Source organism: Streptomyces sp. NPDC001292 (assembly GCF_042896465.1).
GTDB lineage: Bacteria > Actinomycetota > Actinomycetes > Streptomycetales > Streptomycetaceae > Streptomyces.
In genome coordinates this window covers 270,349-292,234 of record NZ_JBIAXG010000002.1, presented here as the reverse complement: position 1 = coordinate 292,234, position 21,886 = coordinate 270,349, and the positions used below count along the sequence as shown (strand labels likewise).

Annotated in this window: 14 protein-coding genes and 6 pseudogenes; 12 read left to right on the top strand and 8 right to left on the bottom strand. The window is 68.4% G+C overall.

What is annotated here, in order from left to right:
* The first annotated feature begins 5 nt into the window (after positions 1 to 5).
* Positions 6 to 4,016, top strand: a complete 4,011-nt coding sequence (locus tag ACFY4A_RS04115; protein ID WP_390827815.1) for an NACHT domain-containing protein — start codon at positions 6 to 8, stop codon at positions 4,014 to 4,016.
* 24 nt (positions 4,017 to 4,040) lie between these two features.
* Here the strand turns inward: ACFY4A_RS04115 and ACFY4A_RS04110 are convergent, their stop codons facing one another.
* Together ACFY4A_RS04110 and ACFY4A_RS04105 are read right to left on the bottom strand one after the other, a co-directional pair.
* Positions 4,041 to 5,276 carry an IS701 family transposase gene (locus tag ACFY4A_RS04110; RefSeq protein ID WP_390729985.1) on the bottom strand — a complete coding sequence of 412 codons (1,236 nt, stop codon included), beginning with the start codon at positions 5,274 to 5,276 and terminating at the stop codon, positions 4,041 to 4,043.
* A 698-nt stretch (positions 5,277 to 5,974) separates the two neighbouring features.
* Positions 5,975 to 7,495, bottom strand: a complete 1,521-nt coding sequence (locus ACFY4A_RS04105; protein WP_390729983.1) for an MDR family MFS transporter — start codon at positions 7,493 to 7,495, stop codon at positions 5,975 to 5,977.
* A 311-nt stretch (positions 7,496 to 7,806) separates the two neighbouring features.
* Between ACFY4A_RS04105 and ACFY4A_RS04100 the strand changes: the two are divergent.
* From ACFY4A_RS04100 to ACFY4A_RS04080, 5 genes and pseudogenes are all read left to right on the top strand, one after another.
* Positions 7,807 to 8,070: pseudogene (locus tag ACFY4A_RS04100) on the top strand (GlcNAc-PI de-N-acetylase); the annotation flags it as partial.
* A gap of 342 nt (positions 8,071 to 8,412) precedes the next feature.
* Positions 8,413 to 8,570 (top strand): annotated as a pseudogene (locus tag ACFY4A_RS04095) (UDP-N-acetylglucosamine 1-carboxyvinyltransferase); the annotation flags it as partial.
* A gap of 260 nt (positions 8,571 to 8,830) precedes the next feature.
* Positions 8,831 to 9,805, top strand: a complete 975-nt coding sequence (locus ACFY4A_RS04090) for an STAS domain-containing protein (RefSeq protein WP_390729984.1) — start codon at positions 8,831 to 8,833, stop codon at positions 9,803 to 9,805.
* Between the two features lie 199 nt (positions 9,806 to 10,004).
* Positions 10,005 to 10,517, top strand: a complete 513-nt coding sequence (locus tag ACFY4A_RS04085) for a DUF5994 family protein (RefSeq protein WP_390827814.1) — start codon at positions 10,005 to 10,007, stop codon at positions 10,515 to 10,517.
* A gap of 138 nt (positions 10,518 to 10,655) precedes the next feature.
* Positions 10,656 to 11,849 carry a PP2C family protein-serine/threonine phosphatase gene (locus ACFY4A_RS04080; RefSeq protein WP_390827948.1) on the top strand — a complete coding sequence of 398 codons (1,194 nt, stop codon included), beginning with the start codon at positions 10,656 to 10,658 and terminating at the stop codon, positions 11,847 to 11,849.
* Positions 11,850 to 11,851: 2 nt separating this feature from the next.
* Here ACFY4A_RS04080 and ACFY4A_RS04075 read toward each other — a convergent pair whose 3' ends face one another.
* Positions 11,852 to 12,334, bottom strand: a complete 483-nt coding sequence (locus tag ACFY4A_RS04075) for a DUF5994 family protein (protein WP_376545977.1) — start codon at positions 12,332 to 12,334, stop codon at positions 11,852 to 11,854.
* A gap of 101 nt (positions 12,335 to 12,435) precedes the next feature.
* The gene (locus ACFY4A_RS04070) at positions 12,436 to 13,344 is read right to left on the bottom strand and encodes a helix-turn-helix transcriptional regulator (RefSeq protein WP_390728945.1); all 909 of its coding nucleotides are present in this window, start codon (positions 13,342 to 13,344) and stop codon (positions 12,436 to 12,438) included.
* A gap of 201 nt (positions 13,345 to 13,545) precedes the next feature.
* On the opposite strand from ACFY4A_RS04070, the pseudogene ACFY4A_RS04065 reads away from it, so the two are divergent.
* The 3 genes and pseudogenes from ACFY4A_RS04065 to ACFY4A_RS04055 all read left to right on the top strand — a co-directional run bounded on the left by ACFY4A_RS04065 (position 13,546) and on the right by ACFY4A_RS04055 (position 16,381).
* Positions 13,546 to 14,522: pseudogene (locus ACFY4A_RS04065) on the top strand (aldo/keto reductase).
* A 50-nt stretch (positions 14,523 to 14,572) separates the two neighbouring features.
* Positions 14,573 to 15,491, top strand: a pseudogene (locus ACFY4A_RS04060) (zinc-binding dehydrogenase).
* A 38-nt stretch (positions 15,492 to 15,529) separates the two neighbouring features.
* Positions 15,530 to 16,381 (top strand): aldo/keto reductase, encoded by an 852-nt coding sequence (locus ACFY4A_RS04055; protein ID WP_141363670.1) that lies wholly within the window; start codon positions 15,530 to 15,532, stop codon positions 16,379 to 16,381.
* Positions 16,382 to 17,192: 811 nt separating this feature from the next.
* Here the strand turns inward: ACFY4A_RS04055 and ACFY4A_RS04050 are convergent.
* Complete coding sequence (locus ACFY4A_RS04050) at positions 17,193 to 18,227, bottom strand: IS110 family transposase (protein ID WP_141363668.1); 1,035 nt, start codon at positions 18,225 to 18,227, stop codon at positions 17,193 to 17,195.
* Positions 18,228 to 18,469: 242 nt separating this feature from the next.
* On the opposite strand from ACFY4A_RS04050, the gene ACFY4A_RS04045 reads away from it, so the two are divergent.
* Positions 18,470 to 18,925 (top strand): DUF6058 family natural product biosynthesis protein, encoded by a 456-nt coding sequence (locus ACFY4A_RS04045; RefSeq protein ID WP_384436176.1) that lies wholly within the window; start codon positions 18,470 to 18,472, stop codon positions 18,923 to 18,925.
* Between the two features lie 25 nt (positions 18,926 to 18,950).
* On the opposite strand, the pseudogene ACFY4A_RS04040 reads toward ACFY4A_RS04045, so the two are convergent.
* Positions 18,951 to 19,175: pseudogene (locus ACFY4A_RS04040) on the bottom strand (IS256 family transposase); the annotation flags it as partial.
* A gap of 3 nt (positions 19,176 to 19,178) precedes the next feature.
* On the opposite strand from ACFY4A_RS04040, the pseudogene ACFY4A_RS04035 reads away from it, so the two are divergent.
* A pseudogene (locus ACFY4A_RS04035) lies at positions 19,179 to 19,451 on the top strand (mobilization protein); the annotation flags it as partial.
* Here ACFY4A_RS04035 and ACFY4A_RS04030 read toward each other — a convergent pair.
* Positions 19,452 to 20,009: a flavoprotein gene (locus ACFY4A_RS04030; RefSeq protein WP_141363666.1), complete on the bottom strand. Its 558-nt coding sequence runs from the start codon at positions 20,007 to 20,009 to the stop codon at positions 19,452 to 19,454.
* Entirely contained in the window at positions 20,006 to 21,277 is a 1,272-nt protein-coding gene (locus ACFY4A_RS04025; RefSeq protein ID WP_141366879.1) for a helix-turn-helix domain-containing protein, read from the bottom strand. Before ACFY4A_RS04025 ends, ACFY4A_RS04030 begins: the two co-directional genes overlap by 4 nt.
* A gap of 176 nt (positions 21,278 to 21,453) precedes the next feature.
* Between ACFY4A_RS04025 and ACFY4A_RS04020 the strand changes: the two genes are divergently transcribed.
* Positions 21,454 to 21,885 carry an ATP-binding protein gene (locus ACFY4A_RS04020; RefSeq protein ID WP_141363664.1) on the top strand — a complete coding sequence of 144 codons (432 nt, stop codon included), beginning with the start codon at positions 21,454 to 21,456 and terminating at the stop codon, positions 21,883 to 21,885.
* The last annotated feature ends 1 nt before the right edge of the window (position 21,886 follow it).

Sequence of the window (21,886 nt, the reverse complement as noted above, 5' to 3'; positions counted from 1 at the left end):
TAGCGGTGGAGCTGACTGATCTGGCGCGCCTGCCTGGCGCCGCCGACAAGAACTTCGAGGCGCTCACGCGAGCGATCGTGTCCCGCCGCTACGGCAGGCTGGGCACTCTTCGTGAACGGCGGAATCAGCCAGGGGTCGAGTTCTATCTACACGTCGAGCACCCTGGTGTGCTCGGGGACCCCGGTCGGGTGTGGGGATGGTCGTGCAAATGGTTCATCCTGGGCAAGGACAACGAGCTCACCAGCGCACAGCGCAGCCAGATCGAGGACTCCGTCGCAAAGGCCATCAAGTACGTCGCCGGGCTGACCGACTTCGTACTCTGCCTGCCTCAACGTCCGGCCAAGAAGGATGAGGAGTGGATCCACGGCCTCGGCCCGGCCAACGGCATCTCGACGAAGCTGTGGGCCGCCGAGAACTTCGACGCGGAGCTTTCCGGATACGACGAACTCCGCTCCACCTTCTTCGGAGAGTTAGTCCTGTCCCCGGACACGCTCGCGCGAGCTCATGAGCGCTCTGTGGCACCGGTCAAGGCCCGATGGGTGCCTCCGCTGCACACGGCGAACCATGTGGAACGCCGAATCGACCGTGCCCTCCTGCGCTCCACGTCGTTCGACTGGCTCGCTGAACACACCGACCTCATCGCCGGCCGCAGTGGTGCGCTGCAGGACGCCCTCGCGGACATCGATGACGACGCCACACGTACGGCAGCCGAAGAGATCATTGCTGATCTTGAACGGTTTGTCGGGGAGTTGCGGGCGATCGCCGATGCCGGACGTGACCTTCGGCCGATCGAGGCCCGTGAGAGGGCCGACGATCTTCAACCGCCGACCACATCCCCGCGCAAGCTCCGCGCCTTTGTGCTCAAACTGAGGAAGCAGCGCCTGCCCGTTGCTCTGGCCGCGACCGGCCTAGGGGCGGAAATCCGTGACGTCGTACATTGGCTGAAGGATGTGCACGCCGACGCCGAAGCCCCCTTGATCACGGTCGTCGCCGCTGCTGGCCAGGGCAAGACGCACCTTGCCGCCCAACTCACAGCACCGGCAGACCGACCAACAGCCGGCGTATTCATCCAGGGCGGACGACTGCGAGCCGGCGGAAGCCTCGACGACCTGGCCCGCCGTATCCCTGGGCTGAAGATCGATCGTTTCGAGGACTTGCTTGAGGCTCTCAACTCCGCCGGTGCCCGCGCCGGCTCCCGAATCCCTCTGGTGATCGACGGCCTGAACGAAGCCGAGAGGCCCTCGGAGTGGCGCGTCCTGCTCGATGAGCTGGCGCCGGCGCTTGGTGACTACCCGAATGTGCTGGTGATCGTCACCCTCCGCGAGGCACTCGCCACTTACGCCGTCCCTGACGTTGCCATGACCACGGAGCTTGAGTGGTACCAGGCCGAAGTCAACGAGATCGTCCGCACCTACTTCGATCACTACCTGATCAATGCCGCCGGCGCCTGGTTGCCGACCGGGATGTTTGAGAACCCGCTCTTCGTCCGCATGTACTGCGAAGCGGCAAACCACGACCGCCGAGAGCCAGTGGGTGCCGAAGCACTTCCGACATCACTGGTTGGCGTATTCGAGCTGTACCGCCAGGGCATCGTTCAGCGACTTGGCCAGGATCCCGCCCGCGCCACGGTGCCTGCCGACCAGATCAAGCGGCGCCTCTCCGCACTCGCCTGGGAGATGTGGACCCGCGGGGTCCGTCGCCTGCCGTCCGATGATGCGAGGGCCATTCTCGATGCCGGTGAGACAAACTGGGACGAGAGCTTGTTTCGGCGCCTCGAAGAGGAAGGGGTTCTGTTCCGAGAGGAGGCCGACGGTGGAGACGACACCGAGACGGCGTTCCTCTTCGATCGTCTTGGCGGATATCTCATCGCTGACGCGCTCCTTGCGCGTTTGACCTATGCCGAGTTGGAGGACCGCCTCGCAGATGCGACGTTGTGGGAGTCCCTCGTCGGTGAGGACGGCCATCCTCTTGGTGAAGACGTCGCCATCAGCCTCGTCGGGCTCGTGCCCCGCCGGTTCGCAGCGCACCACCTCTGGCGTTTCGCCCCGGAAGGGCATCGGTCGTGGGTGCTCGCTCAGGAACTCGACTCGGAATCCGAGTTCCTCGACGACCGCACCGTCGACGAACTCGCGACGTTGATCGGCGCAGGGAACTGGAACGTCCCCAGGCCTCGCGGGTACGGACGTCTGCATCCGTTCGACCGGCTCTGGGAGGTCCGCGCTTCCTCCGCGCACAAGCTGAACGCCCGCTTCCTCGACCGGATCCTCCGTTCACTGACCCTCGTGGAACGTGACCGAAAGTGGTCCGAATGGATCCGCCACCGCGCCGATGACCTGCTCCTGAAGAACCTGAAGCGGGTGATCGAGCGCTGGAGCGGAAGCATGGACCGCGCCGAGACGGACGACCTGCACGCGCTCGCGGTGGCATGGTTGTTGACGTCCACGAACCGGGATGTGCGCGATCTCGCGACCAAGGCACTACAACGCTACGGCCGACCGGAACCGAAGCGACTTTTCGATCTTTCTGCTCATATGGTCGATGTCGACGACCCGTACGTTGTCGAGCGCATCATCGGAGTCGCGTTCGGCGCCGCCAGCGCCCACCAGATGCCTGACCCGGGTGGTTCGTTCGAGCACGCGCTCACGGAGTGGCTCGTCGAGCTGCGTGACCGCTTCCTCAACAACGGGACCATGCCGACCTCCCATGACCTGCTGCGCAGCTACGTGCGGGCAACCTATGAACTCGCCGGGACCCTCCACCCCGGCGCTGTTCCTGGGGGAGTTGACCCGTTCGCGCTGACGTTCGGGGTCGTACCTCCGGCACCCGTGATGGCGGACGACGACCCGAACGCCGAGGAGTGCGACAAAACCTTCGGCTTGGACTTCGAGAACTACGTGATCGGATCCGCCATCGAGGGCAGGAGCAACTACGACTTCGCCCACACTGATTTCCGTCGTGCCCGCGGTGAGGTCATGGCCCGCGTCTGGGAGCTCGGGTGGCGTAGCGCGATGCTCGGTGACGTCGATCGGGACATTATGGAGGCCGCCGAGAGACGCTCTTCATCCAGGCGCACAAGGGTGGAGCGTTACGGCAAGAAGTACGGTTGGATCGCCTATTACGAGCTGATCGGCCGTCTGGCCGACGCCGGACGCCTCCCGGGGTGGTGGGGAGCCGGCGGGCGCAACATCGCACCGGACGTCGACCCGACGTTTCCCGATGAACCCCCGGTTATGCCCTTCCCACTCCCGGAGTGGGCGCCAGCCAGTCCGACGAACGACGAGGAATGGCTCCGCACTGGAACAGTGCAGGTTCCGACGGAACTGCGGTCGCCTGCGCGCCTCCACGAGGTCGCTGAAGAATGGCTGCTCATCGAGGGCTTTCTGGAACACCGGCGCGATGGACGAAAAGTGTTCGGGTTCTTCCGCACGTTCCTGTTGGAGCCCACGGATACGGACGCTGCGCTCGAGCTCGCTCAGGGCCTCGACTATCCCGGAAACCACTTCTTCCCCGAAATCCCCACGATCCGGGGGGTATTTGCTGGTGAGACGCCGTGGAGTCCGCGGTTCGATGTCCGCTTCGAAGACGATCCCGACTCCCGCCCATCATTGCGTCGCGACTGGCTGGAGGAGGGCATCGGGGTTGGCCAGGTAGCCGTAGAGCTCGCTACTGGTGAAGGGGAGTCACCAACGTCGCTCGATCGGTCCTATGACATGCCGTCCTACGAGTTCGCCGCCCGATTCAGGCTTCGTCAGCTCCCCGGCACGCTGGACCTAGTCGACTTCGACGGCGTCCGCGCCTCGGCGGTATTCCGTACGGAGGATCCGTGGCGTGGACAGCTGCTGTTCCTTCGCCGTGATCTCGTGGTCGACTTTGCAGGTGATCGCCGGATCGTGCAGGTCGCCTGGGGCGAGCGCGAGGTGACCGTCGAATGGAGCGCTCCGCCACCGTGGGTTCGTGCGGCGCGTGAGAAGTACGAGCACGTATGGCGCGATATCAAGGTGCTCGACGAGCCCTAGTACTCCAGCCGTAGATCGTGATCTTCATGCTTGAGCGGCTTGTCGCCGGTAGTGGCTGGTCTGGGATCGGGCCTGGTGGCGGCGTCGCCAGACGGACCAGCCAAGCCGGTGGACAGGGTCAAAGACGCGTTGGATGACGAGCGTGATGAACAGTCGTTGGATCTCGTTGCAGGTAAGCGGGATCAGCTCGTCGGGTGAGGGATGACGGTCGTGTTCGTTCGCGCGGACGACGGCGAGGAAGGCGTGCGCGAGCATGGCCAGGGTGACCCAGCGGGACCAGGACGGGTAGCGGCGGACCTGGTGCTCGTCCAAGGCCGCCAAGCCCTTGCCGGACTGGAAGAACTCCTCGACCCGCCATCTTGATCCAGCGACGCGCACCAGGGTGGCCAGCGGCACTGTGGTCGGCGAGTAGCAACGGTAGTACGCGAGTTCGCCGGTGCTGCGGTTGCGGCGGATCAGCAACTGCCGGCTCCCGGGCCGGGGGCCGGTGAGGTCGATGACAGCCCAGTCGTAGAAGCGGTGGCCCTTGGCTCCGACCCCTGCGGACAGCTTCTGCCAGGCCCTCCTGGGTACCTTCCTGGCCAGTGTGTCCGCGCGGAACTTCCCGGCTCCTGTGGTGACTTCGTGTGAGCAGGCCACCGCGAGGACGTAGCCGGTGCCGCGTTCCTCCAGCGCGGTGCGCAGCCTCGGGTTGCCGCCATAGACTTCGTCTCCCGCGACCCATGCGGCCCGGTGGCCGGCGTCCAGGAATCGGGTGACCATGCGAGCGGCCAGCTCCGGCTTGGTCGCGAACTCCGTCTTGTCACCAAGGCCGACGGCCCGGCAGCGGTCGGGGTCGGAGGTCCAGGAACGCGGAACGTACAGTTCCCGGTCTACCGCGGCGTGCCCGCGGTGGCCTGCGTAGACCAGGTAGACAGCGACCTGGGCGTTCTCGATCCTGCCCGCGGTGCCGGTGTACTGGCGCTGGACACCGACAGTGTCGGTGCCCTTCTTCACGTCGCCGGTCTCGTCGACCACCAGCACCGCCTCGTCGTCGTGCAAATGCTCCACCACGTAGTCACCCACGTCGTCGCGGACCTGGTCGGCGTCCCACTTGGCCCGCCCGAGCAGGTGCTGCATGCCGTCCGGGGTCCTGTCCCCGGCCCACTCCGCGATGGTCCAGCAGTTCTTGCGCGGCAGATCCGACAGCAGGCCGAGTACCAACTTCCGGGCCCGGCGCCGCGATTCGACCCGCGTGAACCGTCCCGCTATCTGGCTCATCAGGCCCTCGAACTCCTCCTGCCAGCGGGCAGGGTCTACGCTGTGACCTGCGGCCACCGCATGATCTTCAGTCTTCACACACCGATGATCAACGGTGGCCGCACCCGTCTCAACAGCGCGTCAGGGTCGCCCAGCGTCTGCCTGCCGTCCTGTGTCTGGAGGACTTGTGCAACGCGGCGAAGTCTGGTGGGTCCAGTTCGACGAGCGGAGATTGGTCGTCCTCCTGTCCACCAACCTCCGTTAGGGCAACCGTCACGATACCTGGCGAGCTGCGCTGAGGCGTAGCCATGAAGGTCGAACAAGGACGTCGTGGGGCGGGCTCGTTGTCAACGCCATCAAGGGCTGGCCACATCCCAATCCCGGCAGCATCGACACGCTCACTATGGGCGCCTGTATGCCCGCGAGCTGCACCTCGGGCGTCAAGTCCGCTGCAGGCGACCGGCGCGTCGCGCACTGCCGCAGTGGAAGAAGGGCGGCATCGACAGCGCGGAGAACGGCGGCAGCTCCCTCGCGATCCCCAAGGTCGAGAAGAACAAGCAGCTCGCCCCAGGCGGGTGGGCATCGCTGCCTGGCTGCGTGAACGTCCTGGCCGGTTCGCGGTCATGAGCCGGCGCTGAATACGACCGCGCTCCCGCCCGGACGTTGTCTCCGGGCGGCAGCGCGATCGGTGCGCAGTCGGAGGGGGTGGGTCAGGACCTCTACGCCTTGACGGTGCCCCGCTCACCGAGGTCGGGATTCCCGTCCGCGGGCGGGCCCGCGTCGGCATCGGCGAGGGCATCGGCCGGGGTGTCGGTGCCCGCGACACGCTGCGGCAGTTTCGCCGCGATCGCGATCGTCACCACGGCGAGGGCTGCCGCGACGCCGAAGCCCAGTTTCATACCGCTCACCTGGGCGGGCACGGCGGCGACACCATCGGCGATCTGGCTGGTGGTGCGCGACGACATCACGGTCACCATCAGCGCGGTGCCGAACGCCGCGGCGACCTGCTGCAGCGTTCCCAGAATCGAGCTGCCATGGGAGTACAAGTGCGAGGGCAGCGCGCCCATGCCGAGGGCGAAGACCGGGGTGAACGTCGCCGCCAGGCCCACCATCAGCAGCACGTGCAGACCCAGAACCTTCCAGTACGGCGTCGTCATCGCAATCTGTGCGTATCCGGCGAGGGCGAGCGCGATGCCGATCGAGCCGGGCAGCACCAGCGTCCGGCTGCCGAACCGGTCGAACGCCTTTCCGACGGTCGGTCCCAGCAGGCCCATGGCCAGACCACCTGGCATGACCAGCAGGCCGGTTTCGAGCGGGCTGAGGCCGCGCACGTTCTGCAGATACAGCGGCAGCAGAATCATCGAGCCGAGCATCGTCAGGAAGCCGATGGCCATCAGGGCCAGGGACAGGGTGAAGGTGCCGTACCGGAGGGTGCGCAGGTCCATCAGCGGTGTACCGTCGCGCTGCAGCCTGAGCTGGCGGAGCGCGAAAACCGCGATGGCCGCGATACCGGCGGCGGCGATGCCGATGCCGAGCGTCCTGTGGTCGCTCTCACCGACCAGGCTCAGGCCGTACACCAGGCCGCCGAAGCCGAGCGCCGCGACGCAGACGCTGAACCAGTCGATGGAACTCGCCTGCTGCTCACCGATGTTCTCCAGCTTGCGCAGCCCGAACAGGGTCACCCCGGCCGCGATCGGCAGCACGACCACGAACAGCAGCCGCCAGGAGCCGGCCTGCAGGATGACCCCGGACACGGCGGGCCCGAGCGCGGGCGCCACCGACATCGCCAGGGTGACGTTGCCCATCACCTTGCCGCGGTTCTGCGCAGGCACCACGGTCATCAACGTGGTCATCAACAGCGGCATCATCACGGCCGTGCCTGTGGCCTGCACGACACGGCCCGCCAGTAGCACCGCGAAGGCCGGGGCGAGGGCCGACACAGCGGTACCCACGAGGAAGGTGCCCATCGCGAGCACGTACGCCCGCCGGGTGGTGACCCGCTGCAGGAACCACCCGGTGACCGGAATCACCGCGGCCATGGTGAGCATGAACGCGGTGGACAACCATTGTGCCGACTGCTCGGTGATGTGCAATGAATCCATCAGCCGCGGGATCGCGTTGATCATGATGGTCTCGTTGAGGATCACCACGAACGTGGCCAGCACCAGCAGCCGCACCACAATAGGTGTGCCGCCGCCCGCCTCCGCAGCGGTTGGTCGTTCCGGAATCGCAGCTGACATGACAGCACCTCACTGGGGTTCCTGGTCGCAGTCGCCCCGTAGCCGAGGGTCGCCGGACTGGATGGTCGGTAGTCGCACCGATACAGACCGGCGGGCACACCAGAACTCATCGGCCGCCTGAGTGTGCCTCATCGCCGAGTGGATCACCCCCGAATTAAAGCGTGGTGCACATCGCGCCCTGAGGGGGCATCGACTGATCACCTGCATGATCCGATCACGAAGGTCCGGGTCGGCAGCCGGCGCAGGGACCTGGCCTGGTCGGCAAGCTGCCGTAGCCGGGTGTGTGCAGCCGGGATGAGAGGGAGTGGGAGCAGCCGGATCCCGCCGAGGCCGCCGCGATGGCCGAGATCGGACTCCCCGACGAGGAGATCACCACCTGGGTGGACACCACCGCGTTCGGTGGTCAGAAGTTCGATGCGCTGGCCGCGCACGCCAGCCAGGGCGAGAACATCTTCTTCCTCAAGATGGGCCAGAAGAGGTTCACCGAGTTGATGGGCGTCGAGACCTTCGTACGTGTCCAGGACACCACCGGCGCGGCCGTGCCCGAGAACGACCTCTTCGCCGGACTACGCTGATCCGCCCGCCTTCCCGGTTCGAGCACGGCGGCCGCAACCCCACGCACCACACGTACCGAGAGATCATCTCCCGGCCGTGGCGCGCCTGGTGAAAGCAGTGATGGGCCGCGCAGTGAGCCGACTGGGCCGCTACACGGGGCCGCTTCTGATCATGCTGATCTCCGCCTCATGCGGATTCGTGATCGGCTTCGCAGTCGCCGCCGCCCCGAACGGCCCCTGAGCCCCCGTCCCTGCCGGAATCCCGCCACCCCGACAGCCGTAACACCAGGTCAGGCCCGGTACTGAGAGATCAGCACCGGGCCTGATCTGCTGTATGCCTCCGCTTTGGGAGCAACCTCTTGCCCCCACCTGACTCGCCTGGGTGCCGAGTTCCACGAGTTCTCCCCCACCGAGTGCCGCTTCACCGGCCCGCAGCGGCTGACCGGCCAGAGGTGGAGGCCACCGACATCCGCACAGGGTCCGCCCTGCTCATCGCCGGCCTCACCGCTCGCGGCGTCAGCGGGAGTGTCCTGGCGCGCCCTCGGCGCAGCCGCTTCCGGTTGCGGCCGACGTACGGTTGAAGTACCGAGGGCATCACGCACTCCGGCCGCCACGCCGGGTCGTCCTCGGCGAGAGACGAGTCCGGGCCGCCCCAATCGTCGGCGCGGAGACGGGTCGGCATCATGTCCGCCGCGGTCGAAGCAACTCCGCGCGAGCTCATCATGGCTGGGGCCGCGCTGAGCACCCGCGCGGGTCCGCGCCCCCACCAAGGGGAGGCGTGATGACCCTTTCCCGGCTGGACATTCATAGGCGGAACCGAGGGGAGCGGACGTTCGTCACGCTTGCCGGTGACATCGGGCCGGCCACGACGCCGCTGCTGCGGGCCGCGTTGGAGCAGTGTCTGCTGGACGGTGTCACCGTGATCGACATCGACCTGACCACGGTCGGCTCCTGCGACGCGGGGGGCCTGGACGTCCTCCGGTCGGCATCACGGCGCGCCGGCCGGGTCCACGCCTGCCTGAGGCTGCAGCACCCGTGCGCGCAGATCACCCGGCTCCTCGATGTCACCGGATCCACTTCGCTGCTCCTTACCGGCCAGGTGAGTCCCGTGCCGCCCACCGCATCCGGCGACCTTCTGAGTACCGCGCCGCGGGCGCCCGGGGACCCCGCTCGTCGGCCGGATCAGCCGGTCCTCAAGGACGGGATCCGGCTTCGCCGGCTGACCCGCTGGCAGGCCGAAGACATGCGCGAGGACATCGCGGACCTGGCTGCGGAGTCCGTCGCGGGCACCCCCGGCGAGGCGTACCACGACCGTGGAGACTTCCTGCACCGCCTGGCGCTCACTGCCCACCGCCCCGGCTTCGCCCTGCTGGTCGCAGAGACGACGGTGCTGGTCGGTTGCGCCTTCGGTTTTCCGGTGGGTCCTGACGGTTCCGGCCGGCGGGGGTTCGACGGAACGCTCCAGGGGATCATCCATCGGCTCACCTCCCGCGCACGGTTCGTCGTCCTCACCCAGGTGGTGGCCCATCCGCACGCTCAGCACCGCGATATCGCCCGCCGCCTGCAGCAGCGTCTGCTCACAGACCTGCACTCCTGCCTCGGGGTCACCCTGCTGCATCCTGCCGACCAGGCAGGACAAGCCGCCTTCTCGTCCTGGGGTTGGCAGAACATGGGTGAGGTCGTCGGGCTGCCCGGCGCCGTCGCCCCCTGTGTGCTGACCCTGTCCGTCGAAGGGCTGGCCTTGGCACGCCGATGATTTGGCAGAGGGGCGATGAGCCGGCGGTCGTACCGGCCGGCTGTCTGCCTCTCCGCAATGGTTGCGCACCAGGCCGCCCGCCACGGCCGGGAGTAGCCTGACACGTACCGAGAGCTTTCGGGCGCACGACCACGGCGGCGCCGTTCCCGGCGAGTGGCAGACACGGGCGGCCGGAAGCCGCCCGGAACGGGATCGCACGATGAACGCCATCACAGAGCCCGCCGAAGGTACGGCACCAGATGAAGGCCGCTCCTACCGGATGCCCTTGCCCCGGCTGCGCCTCACGGCGGGCGTCAGCCATGGCCCGCTGGACGGCGCGTGGTGGCCGCGCTGCGCCGAACTGGAACTGGAGCTGCCCGCGTTGGTCGGCTCCTTGGATCCGAGCGTCGGCACCGTCACCCGCGTCACCGTGGGGACCGCCACCTGGCCCGATGCCCCGCAGGAGGTGATGGCGCCCGGCCATGTGATCGAGGTGGTCCTGACCGATCTTGCCGCCGAGGTGCATGCCATCACCGTGGACTGCGGCACCGTGGGACGCTGGGAACTGCTGGTGATCCCCCCGGACGAGCCGGCCGGAGCCGCCACCCGGCTGCTGACCGCTGCCGCCGACCCCGGGAACCCACTGTCGGCTCCGCGCCTGCTGGCACTCGTCGAGAGCGGCCTCGACGGACAAGACACATGGGAGTCGGAAGGAGGGTCCGGACTCAGGTGAGAGGCCCGATCCGGACGACCCGGGTGACGGGGCCAGTCCCGGGGCATCTACGACCCGTCGATGGAGCGATGACACTGGCAGACCCTGCACCGTCCCAGCCCGCCGCTCCGATCGACTCGGATCATGGCGGGTGAGGGGATGACGGCCGGACAGCGCGCGGACCGCTCCGAGAGCTTCGGGGAAGCTCTGCTGGGAGAGGTCCTCGATCGCGCGCATGAACTGCCGCCCCATCTCATCGGGCCATTGGTCGCTGACGTGGTGGAGCGGCTCGGGGGTCGCCGGCCGCAGGTGCTGCTGCAGGACTACGGCCAACTGCTGCTCGTCCCCCTGCCCGGCGACGGCCTCACGGACGGGGAACCGCAGGTGATCGACGACTCCGAGGCGGGCCGCTGCTTTCTCGACGCTCACCCCGTCGAGCTGCCCGAGGACGACGGCGTGCGAATCCTGCTGCCGCTGCTGGACGGCGGCGATCAGGTCGGAGTCATGGCAGTGACGTTGGACAGCGTCGATGAACACGACCGCCGCATGCTGCGCAGGCTCGCCGGCCTGGTGGCCGACCTACTGGTGACCAAGCACGGCTACTCCGACCTCTTCTTCGGTGTCCGACGCCGCGAACCGATGAGCGTCGCCGCCGAGATCCAGTGGGCCCTGCTGCCACCGCTGGCGATGATCATGCCTCGGGTCGCCGTGGCCGGGATCCTGGAACCCGCCTATGACGTGGCGGGTGACAGCTTCGACTACGCCCTCAACGGAGACGTCCTCCACGTGGCCATGATCGACGCGATGGGACACGGCCTGGACGCGGCCACGATGGCGACCGTGGCCATCGGCGCCTACCGCCACGCCCGCCGCGCCGGCACCGGACTGCCGGAGATCTACGCCTTCATGGACCGCGCAGTGGCGGACCAGTTCGGCCCCGAGCACTTCGTCACGGCGCAGATGCTGCAGCTGGACACCACGACGGGGCATCTTCAGTGGGTCAACGCCGGGCACCCGTCACCGATGCTCGTCCGTGATCACCGCGTCACACTCCGGCTGACCGGTCCGACGACCCTCCCTGTCGGCTTCGGGGGTCCGCAGCCGCAGACGAGCGAGATGAAGCTGGAGTCGGGGGACCGCCTCCTCTGCTTCACGGACGGACTGATCGAGGAGCACAAGACCGGGGAGGACGAGTTCGGGGAGGACCTGATGATCGACTGGGTGAACCAGTTGGAGAGAACCGGCCGCGGAATCCGGGCGGTGGCGCGGTCCCTGTCCCACACGCTCAAGCGGGCGCGGGGCGGACACACAACGGATGACGCGACGCTGCTCCTGGTGGAGTGGCGCGGCTGACCTCACTCCGGCGGCACCTGCGCGCTTCGGGTGTCGATGAGTATCTGATTCGCCTGGGTGACGTTGTCGGCCCGGACGGCCTGGGCCATCGCGGCGCGGGCGGCCTCGGGTGCTGTGTCCGGCGGAACCACCAGCAGCGAGAAGATGTCCTGGTCGCCTCGGGTGATCAGCACGGTGTCGTCGCCCAGCGGAAAGGAGTCGATGTGCACCACCCGGTCGTCGACGACGATCCGCGTCGGAAGCCCTTCCCAGGCCGTGGTGTCCAGCCCGACGCGCGTGAGGGGGCCGAGATGGCCGGTGAGGGCGCTGAGCAGCGCGGGCAGCTCGGCGGCGATGTCGCGCGACCGCGGCCACCACGCACCGTCGAGGACACCCTCGCGCGACTCCGTGGTCTCCAGCCGGAGCAACGCACACCCCGGCTGCACGGCCTCGTGAACACCGCTGGGCAGATGCCGGGAAACAGGCCGTGCATCGGAGCCGGTCATGAGGATCACCCGTCTTCGGGAATCGGGGCGATCACAGGACTCGCCTCGCCTTTTACACGCTACTCCTCGTGCCACGGGCGCCGACCTGCTGGGCACGGGGGTCAGCTCGGTCGGGGTGAGGTGCTTCTGTCCGAGGAGCCTGAGCTGGGCATGGCGGGTGCGGTCATGTCGAGCAGAAGCAGGGCGTCGTGGTCGGGAGTTCCGGGTTCGGCGGTGTAGACGCCGATGCGCTGGCCTGGGGTGCCCTCGACGTGCAGGGACTGGGATGTGAGGGTGAGCATGCCGACCTGGGGGTGCTGGAACGTCTTGTGGGCGGGCTTGCGTCCGGTGACTTCGTAGCGTTCCCAGAGCCCTGCGAAATCGGGGCTTCTGAGGAGGAGTTCGCCGACGAGGTTGGTCAGGTCGGGGGCGTCGGGGGCGGTTCCGGCGGTGGCGCGCAAGCGGGCGACACAGGCGATGATCTGCCGGTCCCAGTCTTGGAAGAGGTCGCGGGCCGCGGGGTGCAGGAAGAGGTAGCGGGCGAGGTTGCGATGCTTGGCCGGCCAGTCGTCCAGGCCCGCGTAGAGGGCGAGGCCGCCGGGGTTCCAGGCGAGCATGTCCATGCTGCGGCTGATGACGTAGGCCGGATTCGGGCGCAGCGATTCGAGCAGCAGCTTGAGGTGGGGGCGCACGGTGCGGCTCGGGGCGGGCGGGGGTTCGGGGGCGTAACGGGCAGCCCGGGCAGCGAGCTCGCGCAGGTGCTGGTGCTCCTGGTCGTCCATGTGCAGGGCGCGGGCGAGCGCATCGAGGACGGAGGGGCTGGGGCGCGTCTCTTTGCCACGTTCCAGGCGCACGTAGTAGTCGATGCTGATTCCGGCGAGGGTGGCCAGCTCCTCGCGGCGCAGGCCAGGGGTGCGTCGGATGCCGGCGCCGACGGTGAGGCCGACGTGTTCGGGGCTGGTCTGGGTGCGGCGGGCGCGCAGGTAGCGGCCCAGCTCGGCTCCCTCGCTGTTCGCGCTCTCGGATGCCATGGCTCCAGTCTCGCCCGCCGGCCAGCCGCTGCGCGGGTCGGTGGGGGGCCCTGTCATTACCCCCGAAGAGCCCGCCCTGCCACCCACACGCAATCCGGGACAAGGTGAATGAGGAAGACGCGGCACCCCCGCCGCTCGAACCACAGCAGGCTTCGGGCCCAGGTGAGGGGCTGCGCAACGACATGAACCGGAGAGAGCGAGATGCGGTACATCAAGCCGCGTGACCTGGAGCTTTCCCGGATCGGGCTGGGTGCGATGGGGATGTCCCACGGCTACAGCGGTTCCGGCACCGACGATGCGGAGTCGATCAGGACCGTGCACCGGGCGCTGGGGCTGGGTGTCACGCTTATCGACACCGCCGAGATCTACGGTCCCTACACCAACGAGGAGCTGCTCGGACGGGCGCTGAAGGGGCGCCGGGACCAGGTGGTGCTGGCCACGAAGTTCGGTCTGGTCTCCCACGGGGGCGAGGGCGCCTGGAACCTGGACTCCAGCCCGGCCAACATCCGCGCTGCCGTCGAGGGCTCCCTGAAGCGGCTGGGCACCGACCACATCGACCTCTACTACCAGCACCGGGTCGATCCGAACACGCCGATCGAGGAGACCGCCGGCGCCGTCGCCGAGTTGATCGCCGAGGGCAAGGTGCGCGCCTTGGGTCTCTCGGAGGCCGGCCCGGACACGATCCGCCGCGCCCACACCGTCCAGCCGGTCACCGCGGTGCAGTCCGAGTACTCGCTGTGGACCCGCGGCATCGAGAAGCAGATCCTGCCCGTTCTGCGGGAGCTGAACATCGGCCTGGTGCCGTTCTCCCCGCTGGGCCGGGGTTTCCTGACGGGCACCGTCCACTCCACCGACCAGTTCGACGCCTCCGACTTCCGGCGCGGCAACCCGCGCTTCACCGGCGAGAACTTCCAACGCAACCTCGCAATCGCCGACGAGGTGCAGGCCGTGGCCGCCGCGGTCGGCGCCACGCCCGCGCAGGTGGCGCTGGCCTGGCTGCTCGCCCAGGGTGACGACATCGCCCCGATCCCCGGCACCAAGCGGGTCAGCCGCGTCGAGGAGAACACCGCGGCCGACGCCATCACGCTGACCGACGAGCAGCTCGACAAGCTTGCAGCCTGCCGCCCGCCGCCGGCGACACCCACACCGAAGCCCAGGCACAGATGCTCGAACGCTGATCTCGTCCCCGGCGCGACAGCCCACCTCCCGTTTGGAGTAACCCCCTCTTATGCGTGCAGCAGTGATGTACGGAGCCGGAGACGTCCGCGTCGAGGACCGGCCCGACCCGAAGACATGAGTTCCTCAGCGTCGTCGAGGAGACCGGCGCGGACGTGACCAGCCTGAAGGCGGGCGACCTGGTCGTCGCCCCGTTCACCTACAGCGACAACACCTGCGACTACTGCGCCAAGGGCCTGCACATCTCGTGCCGCAACGGTGGCCGGTACGGCTTCGACGGCGTCGACGGCGGGCAGGGCGAAGCCGTCCGAGTTCCGCATGCGGACGGCACCCTGGTGAAGCTGCCGGTGGCCGCCGACTCCGCGCTGCTGCCGTCCCTGCTGGCGCTGTCGGACGTGATGACCACCGGCCACCACGGCGCGGTCACCGCCGACGTCGGCCGCGGGGATGCGGTGCTGGTCGTCGGGGACGGCGCGGTCGGCCTGTGCGCGGTGATCGCCGCCAAGCGGCTGGGCGCCGAGCGGATCGTGCTCGCGGGCCGGCACGAGGCGCGCACCGGCCTGGGCCGGGAGTTCGGCGCCACCGACGTCGTCGCCGAGCGAGGCCAGGAGGGCATCGCCCGCATCCGTGAGCTGACCGGCGGCGTGGACAAGGTGATCGAGGCCGTCGGCACCCGCCAGGCTCTGGACACCGCCCTGGGCGCGGTCCTGGACGGCGGCACCATCAGCCGCCTGGGCGTCCCGCAGTACGAGCAGGGGCCGATCGGCCCGGCCGAGTTCATGCGGAACATCACCCTGACCGGCGGGGCCAGCCCGGCCCGCGCCTACATCGAGCAACTGCTGCCCGACGTCCTCGACGGCACGATCGCCCCCGGCCGCGTCTTCGACCAGACCTTCCCCCTCAACCGGACCCCGGACGCCTACCAGGCCATGGCCGACCGCCAGGTCCTCAAGGCACTCATCCGCCCCTGACTCCCCCCTCCCACCCGCACAGCAAAGGACTTCCGCTCATGCAGTACGTGACCTTGAACAACGGCATCGAGATGCCGCTTCTCGGCTTCGGCGTCTACCAGATCCCCGCCGAGGACACCGAGCGCGCCGTCTCCGACGCGCTGGCCGCCGGGTACCGCCTGCTGGACACCGCCGCCGCCTACGGCAACGAAGAGGCCGTAGGCCGCGCCATCAAGGCCAGCGGCATCGCCCGCGAGGACCTGTTCGTCACCACCAAGCTGTGGGTGCAGGACGCCCCCGCCGAGAACAACACCCGCCGTGCCTTCGAGACGTCACTGAACAAGCTGGGCCTCGACTACCTCGACCTGTACCTGATGCACCAGCCCTACGGCGACGTCTACGGACAGTGGCGCGCCATGGAGGCTCTCAACCGCGAGGGCCGGGCCAAGGCGATCGGCGTGGCCAACTTCTACCCCGACCGGCTGCTCGACCTGATCGTCAACAACGAGATCACCCCGGCGGTCAACCAGATCGAGACCCACCCGTTCTTCCAGCGCACCGACTACCAGGCCCTGATGCGCGAGCACGGGGTGCAGATCCAGTCCTGGGGCGGCTTCGCCGAGGGCAAGAACGACCTGTTCACCAACCCGCTGCTGGCCGAGATCGGCAAGGAGTACGGCAAGTCGGTCGCCCAGGTCGTGCTGCGCTGGCTCACCCAGCGCGGCGTCATCGCCATCCCCAAGTCCGTGCGGCCCGAGCGCGTGGCGGAGAACATCGACGCCTTCGACTTCGAGCTCACCGACGACCAGATGGCGCAGATCGCCACCTTGGACACTGGCAGCTCGCTGTTCTTCGACCACCACGACCCCGAGATCGTCACCTGGCTCGCGGGGCGCCGCCTCGACGCCTGAACCGGACAGACCCCGAACAGAGCCAGCCCGCACAGGGCAGCAGAACTGGGAGCCATCTGGGAGCCAACCCGCTCCCCAAGCCCCTTCGAGACCATCCGAGACCACCGCACCCCAACGCCCTGACCAGGCAAAACAGCAAACCGCCCGGTGGCGATCATGACCGAACCTCATTCGGGACGAAGAGGTCGTGGGTTCAAATCCCGCTACCCCGACGCCGTAGTACCAAGTCAGGGGCCTGATCCGCTTAGCGGGTCGGGCCCCTGGGTGGTTTCTGGGGCACTCTTGGGAGCCGTTTGGGAGCCAAGGACGGGAGACGGCTCCCAAAGCTGCTCGCAAGATCACGTATTCGCTGAACGGTCGCTCTCGCCGGTCGCAGACGCTCGCCCCCCGCCCTCGGGGTCCTGAGTGAGCGGTGGCACAGCAAAGAATCGTGGCTACTACCAGCCCAGCGTTTCCTGACTCGCCGCAGCCAGTGATGCAGGTGCCATGCCGAGGCCCACGACAGGGAGCACGGGGCGCGGATGCAGAGTGTCGGCGCTGGTTATTGACGGTTCCGGGCAGGGGCGCCCGGCTCGCTGTCGGTGGATGCTGATGGCGAGCGGGCGGGCAGCGATGTGGTTGTGGGTGTCGTTCGTCTCCGGTCGGTCATGTGGGAGGGGCAGGGCCGTTTCTCGGCTGCCGGTCATTCCTTCGCGGCGCTTGGCCGCATGGAGCATTACGACGTGCGGCAGGCGGGGTCAATCAAAACCGCGACCGCGCCGTGTGGGGGTCAGACAATTGCCCGGCCTCGCGCCTGCCGCGTCCGGGCTGCTCATCCCGCCTGCTCGGCCAGGGAGCGGGCCAGCGCGCGGATGTGCCCGTCGCGCAGGCCGTAGTAGACGAGGGTGAGCAGTTTGCGGGCCGCGGCGACCTTGGCGATGTTCTTGCCGCGGCGGGCCTCGATCCGGGCCCGGTCTCCGGTGATCTTGGGAGTGGCCTTCCGCTGGATCGCCTCCACGGCCGCCCAGCGGACCAGCCTGCTGCCCTGCTTGGTGACGTGACCGCGCCGCACCAGGGTGTCGGACTCGTAGTGGCGCGGGGTCAGCCCGGCCCAAGAACACAACTTCTCGGCGGAGGCGAACCGGTGCACGTCGCCGATCTCCGCAACCAGGACGGCGGCCAGCACCGGGCCGACGCCGGGTAGCCACAGGATGGCTCCGCAGCCGGGGTGCCCGCGCAGCCGGCCGGCTATGCGCTGGTCGAAGATGGCTACCTCGGCGTCGAGGATGTCGATCAAGTGCAGCAGGGAGGTCACGCGCTGGGCGTAGGCGCCGGGCAGGGGTGTCTGCTCCAGCCGACTGCGGCCGTCGAAGCCGAACAGGTCGGAGACGGCGATGAGCACGCCGGCTTTTGCGAGCACGGCGTGGACCTGTGCCTTCAGGCCCGAGCGCAGCGCGACAAGTTTGGCCCGGTAGCGCACCAGTTCGCGAAGTTCCCGCACGTCGGGCGGGGCGATCCAGGACTCCGGCAGCCGGCCCATGCGCAGCAGGTCGGCCAGGTCCGCGGCATCGCGGACGTCGTTCTTCACCCGCCGGTAAGCGAAGCCCTTCACGCCCAGCGGGTGGGCGAGATGGACCTCGGCCCCGGCGGCCCGCAGTGCGTCGACCGCCCAGTACCAGCCGTAGGTGGCCTCCAGCACCACGTCCGGGCGGCTCCCCGCCTTCTCGATCTCAAGCCCCAGCGCGACCGGGTCATTGAGGATACGCACCGTGCTCAGTTGCTCTCCCTCAGCAGTCTGTCGCACGATCACGGACCGCCTGCGATGCAGGTCGATGCCGACGTACTGGTGTCCGTCATACTCACTCACCAGGGGCCTCCTTCGCCGTGACGAACGTGAGCACCCGGGACCTACCCGGGAAACCCACGGGGTGGAGGCCCCGCCCCTTCATCGCATCAAGAGCTGTGGATCGGTGGGCGGAGGTGAGGGCGAGGGTGCCCTCGTGCTGTCGTGATTCCATCGATGGTTCGGTGAGTGCCGAACTGTCCGGCCGATAGCATGCGGAGTCTTGTGCGGGAGATGCCCGCGCTGGTGGCGCCGGAAGCAACCCGATGTCGGAGACGGACCTGAAGCAGCAGCTCGCCGAGCGGTTCCGCGAGGTCAACGGCGACCATCCAATGACCGACGCAGATGACGTATATGTCAGCGCGCAGTTCGTTGCCCTGGAGGAACTGTGCGCAGTCCATGGCCGCGATGCCTATGCGGTCCGCCGGCTGATGCTGGGGCAGTATCTGCCGCTTCCGGGATATCTGCGCTCCAACGGTGCTGAGATGGTGCCGGCCGACCTGTTCGCTCTCGCCGACGAATCCGGCGGCGTAGAGCTGCTCGAAGCGTGGTTCACCGCTCACTGGGCCGACCCGATCACCGGGAAGGCGGAGTGGAATGCGTATCTCAGCGGACAGTACGTGTGTCTGCATTCGGTGACCCCGGCCGCCATTCAGCGCAAGGATTTGCATCGACGCCGTGCGCGCCCGCTTCTCGCGCCCGTGACCCGGAGCCATGGGTAGCGTTCTGCGGATCGGTTGCGGTCGTTCATGCGGCGCGGACTTCGGGACGTTCGACGAGGTGGCCGCGTTCGAAGCGGGCGCCGGCGCGGACGAGGGCGACGAGGTGGGGTGCGTTCACGGCTCGCCACCGCTGCTGGGCGGACTCGACGAGCTTGAAGACCATCGCCAGGGCGGCGGTGCGGGAGCCGGCACCTCGGGTGACCTTGGCCCGTAGGCGGACGGTGGCGAACGTGGACTCGATCGGATTCGTGTCGACGCCCTCGCTGCCATACTCGCCGAGGCCGAGGCCGCAGGACACGACCCCCAGCAACTCCTCCAGCAAGCCGCCGATCAGCGAGCTCTGGACGATGCTCGCCACCCAGCACGGGTCCTGACCTGGCGTGTCCAGCGTCTCAGCGCAAGGCCGGTGCCCAGCGCACGTGCCCGTGCAGCGCAGGCCCGCAGCGCAGCGTGGCGCCCTGGCGAACCAATACAGGCAGCAACGGCTGCGCCGCCCTCGCAGGCGCCGCACATTCGGCGACGCTGATCACACCCGCTCGGGCAGCCTGGGGGTGAGCAGCTCCAGCGCTTCCTCCCAGCGGAAGCGGTCGGCCCCGCCGCCGACCTTTGGCCGGTGGGGCTCGTACGAGCCGATCAGGACGCCCATCTCGCGCAGCCGGTCGAGGCTCTGTCCGTACGCGGGGTGGGCGGCCTGCGCCGAGTTCACGTACGGCAGAACGGCGGTGGGGATGCCGAAGCCGTACGCCTCGCACAGGATGCCCAGGGCGAGCGTGTCGGATATCCCTGCGGCCCATTTGTTGACCGTGTTGAAGGTCGCCGGGGCTACCGCGATGGCGTCGGCGGGCGGCAGCGGACGAGGATCGCCGGGGGAGCGCCACGCAGAGCGGATCGGGTAGCCGGTCTGGGCCTCGATGGCCGTGGCATCCATGAAGCCCAGGCCCTGCGGGGTGGCGATGACGCCGACGTCCCAGTCCACCTCCTGGGCGGCCGTGATCAGCTTGCCGACGTCGCCGGCGACTCCGGCGGCGCACACGACGACATAGAGGAACGGCTTCTTGGTCTGCTGGTCGGGCTGGTCGCTCACGCGGGGACTCCCAGTTGACGGCTGAAGTGGTGCAGTGCAGGCAGGGTACGGCGGCGATCGCGGGCGGCCATGTCGGCGACCAGCTCCCGGACAGCGGGGCGGCGGATGTCCTGGGCCGCGCAGCTCTCGGCGATGCGCAGCGCCTGGTACCCATCGGCGATGCGGCCCTGCTGGCTATAGGAGCGGGCGGCGTCGACCCACAGGGCGGCACGGCGCTCGGGGACCGGGATGTGCCGGCGCATGAGCGGCCGGGCTGTTTCCAGGGCGATGCCTGTGTCACCGAAGGAGACAGCTGCGCTGACCTGATGGAGGGCGACGTTGGTGGGGCTGAAGTTCGCCCAGGCGTCGGGCCGGTCGAAAGCGACGTAGCGAGCCACCTCTCGGGCTTCGGTGAGGAAGTCCTCGGTGGTGTCGCGGTCTCCGTTCCTGCTGGCTGCGGTCGCGCCACGGAGCAGAAGCAGGCCGACCGCTGCCAGGTAGCGCGGCGACCGCTGGTCGTAGGAGCCGGTGAGCTGGTCGGCGGTGTGGCGGATGATGTTCACGGCCTGTGGTGTGTGCTTCTCGCGGACGAGGACGTGGGCGTGAACGCGGACGCTGGCGGCGAGGACGACGGGGTCTCCAGATCGCTCCGCCTCGGCCATGGCGCGACCGGCAGCGAGCCAGGCGTTGCCTTGATCCGCTCGCTTCAGCAAGAGGCTCACTGACGTCTGGTACGCGGTCGCGAGCAATCCGGATGCCTCAGCCGTGCCGGATGAGCCGCCGGCTGCCTGGCGCAGGTCGGCGATCAGTCCCGGCAGGGTGCGCTCCAACTCGGTGTAGTCGCACGTGCAGAACAACCGCCGTACGGCCCGTGTCCGATCGCGCAGCCCATTGATGTCCAAGGCTTGGCCCGTGGTCGCTGGACTGGCACTGGGCAGCAGGACCTGAACCAGATCGTGATGCGCTGCGGCGGGCGAAGGCGGAACCGTGAGCGCGGCAACGCCCGCGGCAAGGAAGGTACGGCGGTGCATGTCCTCTGCCTCAAGGTCCGAGGTGCTGGTACTCGACGCGGCAGCGAGGCCAAGGCGGTGCAGCGGAATGTCCAGCGCTTGTGCGACCTCGCGCAGCATGCGGACATCATCGGTACCCCGGCCACTCTCCAGGCGGCTCACCTTCGACTGGTGATACCCAAGTGCGGCAGCAACGTCTTTCTGCGAGCGCCGCTGTAACACGCGGGCTTGACGGATCACTTCTCCGATCCGTCTCGCCTCGCTCTGTGCCTCGGCCATCTGTGCCACGGCTCCTCCTGCCGTCGCCGATCCTGCCTGCTCAACCGAGCGTAACCGAGGGGCGATTGGCTGTGATGCAGCTCCTGCATAAGTGATGCAGCTCCGGCACACGGCCTGGCTCCGCTGGTGCCTGGCGCGGTTGCGTGGAGAAGCCGCACCGATCCAGGAGGTCACTCATGGAAGTGCACCAAGTCCGTTTTCCCGTCTCCGGCACACCTGCTGCAGCTACGGCCGCACGGCGGCAGCTCGCGGGCGCGATACGGAACTGGGATGCGTTCCTGGGGCCGGAACTCCTGGACACGGCGGAGTTGGTGGCCGCCGAGCTGATCACGAACGCGGTACGGCACGCGGGACACGGGCCGATCTTGGCCGGCGCGCGCCTGAGCGACGCACGTCTGCTGATCGAGGTGACAGACACAAGCCCTGACGTCCCGCAGGTCGGTCTGCCCGCCATGGACGAGGAAGGAGGACGCGGCCTGTTTCTCGTCGCCGCGCTCGCGGATCGCCACGGATTCGATCAGGTGTCACGAGGCAAGCGCTGTTGGGCCGAGTTCAAGGTGAGCACCCCCTGCCAGCCCTCACAGCGCCCTCCCTTGCAGAGGAGTTGAC